Origin of the sequence: Zobellella iuensis (genome assembly GCF_016746085.1) — a bacterium.
Lineage (GTDB): Bacteria > Pseudomonadota > Gammaproteobacteria > Enterobacterales > Aeromonadaceae > Oceanimonas > Oceanimonas iuensis.
In genome coordinates this window covers 110,475-120,240 of the sequence record NZ_JAERTZ010000015.1, presented here as the reverse complement: position 1 = coordinate 120,240, position 9,766 = coordinate 110,475, and the positions used below count along the sequence as shown (strand labels likewise).

Sequence of the window (9,766 nt, the reverse complement as noted above, 5' to 3'; positions counted from 1 at the left end):
CTCGCCGGCAAAAGTAGCAAGCTACTTTCCCGCTGCCGCTCGACTTGCATGTGTTAGGCCTGCCGCCAGCGTTCAATCTGAGCCATGATCAAACTCTTCAATTTAAGACTTTGATACTCAATGAATTGCTGAAGTGTTTGTGCACTTCGACAGCCATTGAAAAACAATATTTTTTTGTTTCCCAACTACTGCGAGTGCCCACACAGTTTGCTTGATAGATTGTTAAAGAGCGTTGACCTTTATCGGGTCAGGGCTGCGTATTCTACGCCGTCCTTTTAATTCGTCAAGCGTTAAAACCGAAGTTTCTTTTGCCGCTTGCGACCCGGCGGGTTGCGCCGTGTCAGTGGATGCGCATTATAGGCAGCCGCGTTTTTTGCGCAAGGGCTTTTTTGTGAAAAACATCACTTTCGGGGCCGTTTGCCTATACCCCAAGCAAAAGCACAGGTTAGACACAGGGTTATGCACAATCAACCCTCGTTTTTACCGGTAAAGGCTTTAAAATAGCACCACAACCCGCTATTGAACCGGGAGCAGACAGGATGAATTCAGTGAACAGCTATAACGGAATCACGCCCAAACTGGGTAAAGGGGTTTTTGTCGAGAAATCCGCCGTATTGTACGGCGCCATCGAGCTCGGTGACGACGCCAGCATCTGGCCGCTGGTGGCGGCCCGGGGAGATGTAAATTACATCCGCATCGGTGCCCGCACCAATATCCAGGACGGCACCGTGCTGCACGTGACCCGCAAAAGCACAGCCCGGCCCGACGGCCTGCCGCTGATCATCGGCGAGGATGTCACCATAGGGCACAAGGCCATGCTCCATGCCTGCACCATCGGCAACCGGGTATTGGTGGGGATGGGCTGTATTATCCTCGATGGGGCCCTGGTGGGTGACGATGTCATTATCGGCGCCGGTAGCCTGGTGCCCCCGGGCAGGCGGCTGGAGTCTGGCTTTCTTTATGTGGGCTCACCGGTCAAACAGGTACGCCCACTGACGGAGGCGGAGAAAGCCTTCTTGCCCGAGTCGGCCGACAACTATGTCCGATTGAAGAACGAATACTTGCAACAAGCCTAAAAACACCGGGGCCGAGCCATGGCTCGGCTCCGGTTAAAGGTAGAGGCTGCCGTCGGGAGCAAAGACTTCTTCTTCTACCTGTAGCGATACCAGCTCTTCGATATCGAACCGCACCGACTCAAAGGCCAGTATGATGTTGGCCTCGTCGCTCAGGCTTTGCCCACTCATGTGTTCGAGCCGATGCAGGGCGATAAAACAGGGAATCTGCCGCCCCTGCCAATGGGCCGTAAAGGCGATACGTTGCAGCTCCGGCTGCCAGTAAAGATCGTCTCCCACGATAATGTCCTGATTCATGTTGCCGACTCCAACTTGACCCTCAATGCCGTCAGTACAGGCATAATGTCCGGCCTGACCCCACGCCAGAGGTAAAAGCTCTCGGCCGCCTGCCCGACCAGCATCCCCAGGCCATCGTAACGTTGTTCCAGCCCCTGCTCCCTTGCCCAGCAGAGAAAGGCGGTTTCTTCCCGACCATACATCATATCGTAGACCCGGCTATGGGAATGGCAAACGTCGCCATCCAGGGCCAGTTGCTCACCCTGCAGGCTGGCGGAAGTGCTGTTGATGATGACATCAAAACCGGCACCCGGTGCTTCAAGAGGAGCACTGACGATATTGCCTAGCGGGGAAAAGCGGGCCGCCAGTTCATCGGCCCGCGCCCGGGTCCGGTTTGCCACCACCAGCTCCGTCGGCTTCTCGGCCAACAAGGGGGCCAGGGCTCCCCGGGCGGCTCCTCCTGCGCCCAGCAGCAGCACCCTTGCCCCGGTTAAGGGAACCTCCAGCCGCTTGAGATCCAATACCAGTCCGGCACCATCCGTGTTATCCCCCAGCCAGCGGCCATCGGGCAGCAGTTGCAGGGTATTCACCGCCCCCGCCAGCTCGGCCCGTTCGCTCAGGCGCTTTGCCAGCGCCAGGGCTTGCGTCTTGAACGGCACGGTAATATTGCAGCCTTTTCCCCCCTCCAGCCTGAACCCTTCCAGGGAACCGGCAAAATCATCGAGGGGGGCCAACAGGCGCTCGTAGCTCAGCACCTGGCCGGTCTGCCGGGCAAAACAACTATGGATAAAAGGCGACTGACTATGGTTGATGGGATTTCCGATAACTGCATATCTGTCCATGAACTGTCTTTCTCATACGTTGGCGAAGACCGCCGGAGCGGAATAATAAGGTCTAAACACTTGATCCTGGTACTGCTACATCGACCCGCGATCACATACAGACACACCGCCCCTCGGGCTCCAGTCGCGGCGCTAAGGCGGTACAAGCGCGTCTCGTCCCCTGGCGCCGAGGGTTGCTTAACGACACCGGGGCACGGCCTGTAGCGCTCTAGTATTCGGAACAACTATTCAGGCGACACCCCTTACGCGGTCAGGAATTATTATATTGTCACTATGGATGCTTTTTTTGTTGCATTCACCGCTAAAATGAATAGATTTTGCGCTAACGAACAAAATATTTATGGTCCACCTTGGATACTGAACTCTTAAAGACCTTTCTGGAAGTCTCCCGTACCCGCCATTTCGGCAAGGCGGCGGAGCACCTTTACCTGACGCCGTCGGCCGTCAGCTTCAGGATCCGCCAGCTCGAAAGCCAGCTGGGCGTGACCCTGTTTACCCGTTTGCGCAACAATATCCAGCTGACCTCATCCGGGGAGGCCTTGATCCCTCATGCCGAGTCCATGCTGCTGGCCTGGGCCCGGGCCCAGCACGAAGTGGCCCTGAGCGAACGCCAAACCCAGCAACTGGCCGTGGCGGGTACCGCCAACCTGTGGGATGCCTACCTGCAGGAAGGACTGCATCGGCTGTATTGCGAACTGCCCGCACTATCACTGCGTGCCGACATTCGCACCCCGGAACAAATGACCCGGGCCCTGCTGGGCAGGACCCTGGACCTGGCTTTTCTGACCGATCCGGCCCGTATCGAAGGTGTGCGCCATATCGCCCTGCATACCATGGAATTACAGCTGGTATCCACTTATTCAGGGCTGACCGCCATTGACGCCATGGCTCAGGATTATATCCGCATCGACTGGGGCACCGCCTTCAATACCCAGCATGCCAAGCTGTTCAATACCGCCACACCACCGCTGTTGCATACCGGCTCGGTACGCATCGCCCTGGAATACCTGCTGCATCATGGCGGCAGCGCTTTTTTACCCGGCGCCATGGCCCGCGGCTACCTGGAACAGCAACAGCTCTTTGTGGTCGCCGATGCCCCCTCTATCAACCGGGAGGTCTATGCCGCCTACCTGCCCGGCAGCGAGCGGCAGGGGCTGATCGACAGGGTCATCGAACTGTTCGGCCCCAAGGCGGAGCCGGTCAGTTAAAACCAGTCCCTGGGCACCAGGTACTCCTGCAACCGGGCTTCGGCCGAGCCCGGCGCCGGCTGCCAGTTATATTCCCAACGCGCCAGCGGCGGCATCGACATCAGGATGGACTCGGTGCGGCCGCCGGTCTGCAGGCCAAACAGGGTTCCCCTGTCATACACCAGATTGAACTCCACATAGCGCCCACGCCGATACAGCTGGAACTGCCGCTCTGCCTCGCCGTAGGGGGTATCTTGGCGCCGCTCGATAATCGGCAGATAGGCCTCGAGGTAACCCCGGCCCACCGCCTGCATAAAGGCGAAGCACCGCTCGAAAGGCCAATGGTTCAGATCGTCGAAGAACAGGCCACCGACACCACGGGTTTCATTGCGGTGCTTGAGATAAAAATAGCGATCGCACCAGGCCTTGTACTCCGGATACACCTGCTCTCCGAAAGGAGCACAGAGTTCATGGGCCACCCGATGCCAGTGCCGGCAATCTTCCTCCATCGGATAAAAGGTGGTCAGGTCAAAGCCACCGCCGAACCACCAGACCGGCTCGGCACCTTCTTTTTCTGCAATAAAGAAGCGCACATTGGCATGGCTGGTCGGCACATGGGGATTGTGGGGATGGATCACCAGGGAAACCCCCATGGCCTCGAAGGAGCGGCCGGCCAGTTCGGGCCTGTGGGCGGTGGCCGAGGCCGGCATGGCGGCACCATGCACATGCGAAAAGTTCACGCCGCCCTGTTCGATCACGCCGCCGTTACGCAATACCCGACTGCGACCACCGCCGCCCTCTTCCCGGGTCCAGCTGTCCTCCACAAAACGGCCACTGCCGTCCGCCTGCTCCAGGGCTGCGCAAATTTCGTCCTGCAACTGCAGCAAAAATGCTTTAACGGCCGAGGTATCCGGTTTACCGCTCATTTCTGTTCCTTTATATAGGTGATGTTCAAGCCGGGCGTACCGTGGCCCCGGTGATGCCATCCCGGATCAGGGATGGGTTGGCCAGTCCGTCCGTGCTGCCAGGCAAAATATAGTCGAGCCGGGATCCTATCTGCTCTGCCAGCAGCCGAGCGTCTCTCGCCGGCTCCTCGCCGGTTTTATTGGCACTGGTGGACACCAGGGGTTTGCCGAATGCCAGGCATAAATCATGAGCCTGCCGATGGGCGGTGACCCGTACCGCCAGTGAACTGAAGCGTCCTCTCAGCCATACCGGCACTTCCGGCTTGGCCGGGATAATCCAGGTGTAGGGCCCGGGCCAGCTGTCCAGAATCAGGTTGAGCCGTCCCGCCGGCAGGGCCTCCAGATCGAGGTATGGCAGCAACTGGCTGAAATCGGCGGCAATCAATATCAGCCCCTTGTCAACCGGCCTTTGCTTCAGTTCGAGCAGACGCCGCACGGCGTCACCATCGTCAGGATCACACCCCAGGCCGAATACAGCCTCGGTGGCGTAACCGATAATGCCGCCCCGATTGAGGTAGTCGACCGCGGTAAGAAGATCTTGCTGGTTCATTAAGGTCAATGATTCCTGTATGGAGATAGGGTCAACGTTGATAGTCGCAACCTTTATTCGGGCAATACAGCTGCCCCTTGCGCTCGGCCAGGATGCCGAAGCCGCATTCGGGGCAGACCTCGGCCCGGGGTTTGTCGTTGATGACATAGCGGCAAACCGGGTAACGCTCACAACCATAAAAGCGTTTGCCGTAACGGGAAGTTCTCGCGACCAACTTGCCCTTGCCACAGGACGGGCAGGCGGGATCCGTGCCACCCTGTTCGTTGATGTCGGCCACATGATGGCAGGCAGGATAATTGGAGCAACCGATAAAGAGGCCGTAACGCCCCTTCTTGATGGCGAGCACATGGCCGCAGGACGGGCATACACTGCCTTCCAGCACTTTCTCCACGTCCTCGTCGTGCTCTATCACCTTGAAAGGGCGTAAATAGTCACAGCGAGGATAAGACGCGCAGCCAATGAAGGCACCATGCTTGCCATGGCGCAACTCCAGTTTATCACCGCACCGGGGACAAGGCTCATCCGCCCACTGTGGGCCATGATCCTGGGTATTGAACAGACTGGGATCGATTTTCGACATGCCGCGCCTCCGAATTCATTGCACGAATTCTAACAGCGCGGCCGCCCTCAGTGAACCGCCCCTTCCGGCTGTTCGAAAATCAGCTCCTCCAGCTGGTGGTAGGCGGACTCGCTGCCGGGCACATTGAACAGTACCATCAGCACCACCCACTTGAGATCGTCCAGTTCGATCACCGGCGAGTCCAGTTCCATCAGCCGATCGATGACGATCTCGCGGGTTTCAGCATTAAGTACCTTGATTTGCTCCAGGAACAGCAGAAAACCACGACCTTCGGCGTCGATTTTATAGAGTTCTTTTTGAGTGTAGATACGGAACGAGTCCGGAGCAGAACGGGCCCAGGCAGGCGTTTCTTCCGCCTCCTGCAACTCGGCGAGGCGCTCCAGCCAGGCCAGAGCCTTGAGGATCTCTTCCTTATGAAAACCCGCTTGGGTCAATTCATCGGCGAGTTCATCCTGTTCTACCATGGCGTCTACATCCGCATGGATGTAGGTTTCGAACAAGTACATCAGTACATCGAACATGATCAGCCCCTCCTCGCTCTGACATAACCCCCGGGTACGGATTCCACCCAGCCAGCCAATTCCAGCTCGACCAACCGGGTAAGTACCTCCTGCACCGGCTGCTGACAACGGGACGCGATCAAGTCCACTGCCGTTGTCTCTAAACCTACGTTATCCAACAAGTCCGGATAAGGCAATAATTCCTCCGTTGCAGGAGGATGAATTTTTATCGCAGCGTCCGAAAACGCCACCAGCTCTTCGAGAACGTCACTGGCTTCACAGACCAGCTTGGCACCCTGCTGGATCAAGCGGTTGCACCCGCCGGCCTGGGGGTTTTGCCAGGCTCCGGGAATGGCAAACACCTCTCGCCCCTGCTCCAGCGCAAAACGGGCAGTGATCAGGGAACCGCTGCGCTCCGCGGCCTCCACCACCAGCACCCCCAGGCTCAGCCCGCTGATGATACGGTTACGGCGGGGAAAATGATGAGCCAGAGGGCTTTCCCAGGGATAACACTCCGATATCAGGGCACCACCCCCGCCGATAATGTCCATCGCCAGCCGTTGGTGTCGCTTGGGATAGCAGTGCTCCAGCCCCGAGCCCAGCACCGCCAGGGTGATGCCCCCCCGGGCCAGCGCCGCCTGGTGGCTGAGCCCGTCGATACCGATGGCCAGCCCCGACGTAATGGCCGCGCCGGCATCCACCAGCTGCGGCACCAGCGCCTTGGCATTCTCCCGCCCCACATAGGACGGGTGCCGGGTACCCACAATCGCGATCTGGGCGAGAGACAAGGCCGGCAAAGCTCCTTCCACAAACAGCATCAGGGGGGCGCCGGGCCAGGATTTGAGCAAGGCGGGATAGTCCCTGTGATCCCACGACAGGATATGGCGGGACGGGTTCGACTGCTGCCATGCCAGCAGCCGCTCCAATATCTGCCACTGGGGCGTCCGCAGTTGCGCCAGTTGCTCGTCGGACAGAGCGCAAGCCTTCAGTGCGGGAGAGTCAAACCAGCTCGCACCCAGCTTAGCGCGCAATTTGCATGCGCGAATCGGGCCTATGCCCGCCGTATGCTGCAGGGCCAGCCAGGGTAACAGCGGGTGCTGCTCAAGGCCGGTACCCGGCATCTCTCACATCGCCCAGTCGGTAATGGGTACGCACCAAATCTTCACTGTCCAGTATCAGGGCCGTGCTGATGCGCTCCTGTACGCTGAATACCACCAGCCGTGCTATGGCCCTGGACGGCAAAGCCTGAGCCGGGCCGCTATTGCGCAGGTAGCGACTCGCCGAATCGGCATAGATGAGTTCATTGCGCGCAGCGGTACCATAGCCGTACACCCCGGGCCCGGGTTTCAGCACCGCATAGAGATCGCCGGCCCTGACGCCCTGCTCATGGCCTTTATTGATGAACACCACGCCATGGCGCCCGGCCATGCTGCCGTCCCGCCCCATCGCCACCACATAGGCATCGTCAAATGCCGGCCCCGGCCGAGGATAATAGAAGGCGGCCAGGGCACCGTCGGACGCCAGGGGCAACACCTTGTCGCCCTGTCGCACCTCCTGTTTCAGGCTGCTCAGGGCCACGCGGCTTAGCTGCTGGTCCATCTGCTGCCGGGCCAGCACGGTACCGACCAGAATCGCTTTCTGCCCCAGGACGGTATCGGTTGTCCTGTCGGTCAGTTTTTCCTGCAGACGGTATACCGCGTAAGACTCTCCCGGGTGCAACCGACCGCGGACATAGACGTCATCTCCCTTCATCATCGCCACCCGGCCCTGCTGGTCACCGAGGATGTAAGGAGCCTGTCGCAATACCGAGGGCGCCAGCATGCGGTGGCTGTCGGTAAAATTCAGGATCGATGCGAGGGGAATGGTGGCAACCGCCGGTTCGGCCCGTACCCGGGGCGACAGTCGTGCCACGCCCGTTCCGCCCTGCTCGACCCGCACCAGGCGGGGCTGGCCATCGACCCGGATCAGGGTAAGAACGTCTCCGGGATAAATCAGGTGAGGATTGGCCAGCCGAGGATTGGCCTGCCACAGCTTGGGCCACAGCCAGGGGGAGGTCAGAAACCGGGCCGAGATATCCCACAGGGTGTCACCCTGACGCACGGTGTAACTGTCGGGGTAATGGGCGGTCAGTTCCGGGCTCTGAGCCTGCAGGCCAAAACAACACCCCGCCAGCAAACCGAGCAGACGCATGCCTTGCTGTTTCATCACATCCTTGTCCTTCGGCCAACTCTTGCTGTTTTTTGTGTGGTTACACGGCTAAAATACTGTCAGTACCGATATTGGAATAAGCATAGTAACCATGGCAAAAGTGTTAGAAGTATTACGTTTTCCCGATGAGCGGCTGCGCACCGTGGCCAAGCCCGTCACCGAAATCACCCCGGCGTTACAGCACATTGTAGATGATATGTTCGAAACCATGTATGCCGAGGAAGGCATCGGCCTGGCGGCGACCCAGGTTGATATTCACCAACGGCTGATCGTGATCGACGTGTCCGAAAACCGGGATCAGCCGCTGGTGCTGATCAACCCTGAAATTCTGGAACAATCGGGCAGCACCGGCATTGAAGAGGGTTGCCTGTCCGTGCCCGGCGCCCGCGCCCTGGTGCCCCGAGCCGAACGGGTCAAGGTGAAAGCCCAGGACCGCCAGGGACAGGAATTCGAACTGGAAGCCGATGACCTGCTGGCCATCTGTATCCAGCACGAGATGGATCACCTTATCGGCAAGCTGTTCGTCGACTACCTGTCGCCGCTCAAGCGCCAGCGCATCCGCCAGAAGCTGGAAAAACTCGCCAAGCAAGATCAACGCTAATCCGATAAAGGACGCCCCTTGAGCAAGCTCAATATCATCTTCGCCGGCACCCCGGACTTTGCCGCCCGCCACCTGCAGGCCCTGCTCGGCTCGGAGCACAATGTCGTCGCCGTCTACACCCAGCCTGACCGGCCCGCCGGCCGGGGCAAGAAGCTGACCCCCAGCCCGGTCAAGGTGCTCGCCGAACAAGCAAATATCCCCGTTCACCAGCCCGAGAGCCTGCGCAACGAGCAAGCCCAGGCCGAACTGGCCGCCCTTAACGCCGATATCATGGTGGTGGTGGCCTACGGCCTGATCCTGCCCCAGGCGGTGCTCGACACTCCGCGCCTGGGCTGCATCAATGTGCACGGCTCCCTGCTGCCACGCTGGCGCGGCGCCGCGCCCATCCAGCGGGCCATCTGGGCCGGCGATGCAACAACCGGCGTCACCATCATGCAGATGGACAAGGGGCTGGACACCGGCGCCATGCTGCACAAGGCCAGCCTGCCGATCACCCCGGCAGACACTTCCGCCAGCCTCTATGAAAAGCTGGCGGAGATCGGCCCCGAGGCGCTATTGCATACCCTGGCCCAACTGGCCGCAGGCTCGGCGGTGGCCGCCCCCCAGGATGACGCCCAGGCCAATTACGCGGAAAAGCTCAGCAAGGAAGAGGCACTGATCGACTGGCACCAGCCCGCCGTTCATATCGAGCGCTGTGTACGCGCCTTCAATCCCTGGCCGGTCAGCTACTTCATGATCGGTGAGCACAACCTCAAACTGTGGCAGGCCCAGGCCCTGGATGAAGGCACAGAACTGGCGCCCGGCACCATACTCAGGGCCGGCAAGCAGGGCATCGACGTCGCCACCGGTGCCGGTGTACTGCGCCTGCTCAGCCTGCAGCCACCGGGCAAGAAGGCCATGAGCTGCCAGGATCTGCTCAACGCCCGCAAGGACTGGTTCGAACCCGGCACCTGCCTGGTTTGAACACTCTCAACTCAGTGGACA

12 protein-coding genes and 1 rRNA gene are annotated in these 9,766 nt (G+C 59.7%); 4 read left to right on the top strand and 9 right to left on the bottom strand.

The genetic code is table 11. From position 1 onward, the window contains the following. Nucleotides 1-104 (bottom strand): 16S ribosomal RNA (locus JKV55_RS06820); the annotation flags it as partial. Between the two features lie 435 nt (nucleotides 105-539). Between JKV55_RS06820 and JKV55_RS06815 the strand changes: the two genes are divergently transcribed. Beyond that, a complete protein-coding gene (locus JKV55_RS06815) occupies nucleotides 540-1,076 on the top strand; it encodes a gamma carbonic anhydrase family protein (RefSeq protein ID WP_202083539.1) in 537 nt (178 codons plus the stop codon). 33 nt (nucleotides 1,077-1,109) lie between these two features. On the opposite strand, the gene JKV55_RS06810 is transcribed toward JKV55_RS06815, so the two are convergent. Both JKV55_RS06810 and aroE read right to left on the bottom strand, forming a co-directional pair. Further along, complete coding sequence (locus JKV55_RS06810; RefSeq protein ID WP_202083538.1) at nucleotides 1,110-1,370, bottom strand: DUF1488 family protein; 261 nt, start codon at nucleotides 1,368-1,370, stop codon at nucleotides 1,110-1,112. After that, nucleotides 1,367-2,191 carry a shikimate dehydrogenase gene (gene aroE / locus JKV55_RS06805; protein ID WP_202083536.1) on the bottom strand — a complete coding sequence of 275 codons (825 nt, stop codon included), beginning with the start codon at nucleotides 2,189-2,191 and terminating at the stop codon, nucleotides 1,367-1,369. The genes JKV55_RS06810 and aroE overlap by 4 nt, the downstream gene beginning before the upstream one ends. Nucleotides 2,192-2,541: 350 nt before the next feature. Between aroE and hdfR the strand changes: the two genes are divergently transcribed. Beyond that, on the top strand, nucleotides 2,542-3,399 hold the full coding sequence (gene hdfR, locus JKV55_RS06800; protein WP_202083534.1) for an HTH-type transcriptional regulator HdfR: 858 nt from the start codon (nucleotides 2,542-2,544) through the stop codon (nucleotides 3,397-3,399). Here the strand turns inward: hdfR and hemF are convergent. Genes hemF through JKV55_RS06770 form a run of 6 tightly spaced genes read right to left on the bottom strand, consistent with a single transcriptional unit; the run spans nucleotide 3,396 to nucleotide 8,181 of the window. Then, nucleotides 3,396-4,304: an oxygen-dependent coproporphyrinogen oxidase gene (gene hemF, locus JKV55_RS06795; protein ID WP_202083532.1), complete on the bottom strand. Its 909-nt coding sequence runs from the start codon at nucleotides 4,302-4,304 to the stop codon at nucleotides 3,396-3,398. The two genes, hdfR and hemF, sit on opposite strands and share 4 nt — an antisense overlap. A gap of 25 nt (nucleotides 4,305-4,329) precedes the next feature. Further along, entirely contained in the window at nucleotides 4,330-4,893 is a 564-nt protein-coding gene (gene tsaC, locus JKV55_RS06790; RefSeq protein ID WP_202083530.1) for an L-threonylcarbamoyladenylate synthase type 1 TsaC, read from the bottom strand. Between the two features lie 31 nt (nucleotides 4,894-4,924). Then, on the bottom strand, nucleotides 4,925-5,473 hold the full coding sequence (locus JKV55_RS06785) for a DNA topoisomerase family protein (protein WP_202083522.1): 549 nt from the start codon (nucleotides 5,471-5,473) through the stop codon (nucleotides 4,925-4,927). A 47-nt stretch (nucleotides 5,474-5,520) separates the two neighbouring features. Next, nucleotides 5,521-5,994, bottom strand: coding sequence for a DUF494 family protein (locus JKV55_RS06780; protein WP_202083520.1), 474 nt, complete (start codon nucleotides 5,992-5,994; stop codon nucleotides 5,521-5,523). A 2-nt stretch (nucleotides 5,995-5,996) separates the two neighbouring features. Next, nucleotides 5,997-7,094: a DNA-processing protein DprA gene (gene dprA / locus JKV55_RS06775; protein WP_202083518.1), complete on the bottom strand. Its 1,098-nt coding sequence runs from the start codon at nucleotides 7,092-7,094 to the stop codon at nucleotides 5,997-5,999. Beyond that, complete coding sequence (locus JKV55_RS06770) at nucleotides 7,075-8,181, bottom strand: LysM peptidoglycan-binding domain-containing protein (protein WP_202083512.1); 1,107 nt, start codon at nucleotides 8,179-8,181, stop codon at nucleotides 7,075-7,077. The genes dprA and JKV55_RS06770 overlap by 20 nt, the downstream gene beginning before the upstream one ends. A gap of 91 nt (nucleotides 8,182-8,272) precedes the next feature. Here JKV55_RS06770 and def point away from each other — a divergent pair, with 91 nt between their 5' ends. Then, nucleotides 8,273-8,782 (top strand): peptide deformylase, encoded by a 510-nt coding sequence (gene def, locus JKV55_RS06765; RefSeq protein ID WP_202083510.1) that lies wholly within the window; start codon nucleotides 8,273-8,275, stop codon nucleotides 8,780-8,782. Between the two features lie 18 nt (nucleotides 8,783-8,800). Continuing rightward, nucleotides 8,801-9,745 carry a methionyl-tRNA formyltransferase gene (gene fmt / locus JKV55_RS06760; protein ID WP_202083508.1) on the top strand — a complete coding sequence of 315 codons (945 nt, stop codon included), beginning with the start codon at nucleotides 8,801-8,803 and terminating at the stop codon, nucleotides 9,743-9,745. Nucleotides 9,746-9,766: the final 21 nt, after the last annotated feature.

What these genes read in the sequence shown, in the direction of transcription:
- JKV55_RS06815 (WP_202083539.1), top strand. Translation starts at nt 540, where the DNA reads ATGAATTCAGTGAACAGCTATAACGGAATCACGCCCAAACTGGGTAAA.
- JKV55_RS06810 (WP_202083538.1), bottom strand. Translation starts at nt 1,370, where the DNA reads ATGAATCAGGACATTATCGTGGGAGACGATCTTTACTGGCAGCCGGAG.
- aroE (WP_202083536.1), bottom strand. Translation starts at nt 2,191, where the DNA reads ATGGACAGATATGCAGTTATCGGAAATCCCATCAACCATAGTCAGTCG.
- hemF (WP_202083532.1), bottom strand. Translation starts at nt 4,304, where the DNA reads ATGAGCGGTAAACCGGATACCTCGGCCGTTAAAGCATTTTTGCTGCAG.
- tsaC (WP_202083530.1), bottom strand. Translation starts at nt 4,893, where the DNA reads ATGAACCAGCAAGATCTTCTTACCGCGGTCGACTACCTCAATCGGGGC.
- JKV55_RS06785 (WP_202083522.1), bottom strand. Translation starts at nt 5,473, where the DNA reads ATGTCGAAAATCGATCCCAGTCTGTTCAATACCCAGGATCATGGCCCA.
- JKV55_RS06780 (WP_202083520.1), bottom strand. Translation starts at nt 5,994, where the DNA reads ATGTTCGATGTACTGATGTACTTGTTCGAAACCTACATCCATGCGGAT.
- dprA (WP_202083518.1), bottom strand. Translation starts at nt 7,094, where the DNA reads ATGCCGGGTACCGGCCTTGAGCAGCACCCGCTGTTACCCTGGCTGGCC.
- def (WP_202083510.1), top strand. Translation starts at nt 8,273, where the DNA reads ATGGCAAAAGTGTTAGAAGTATTACGTTTTCCCGATGAGCGGCTGCGC.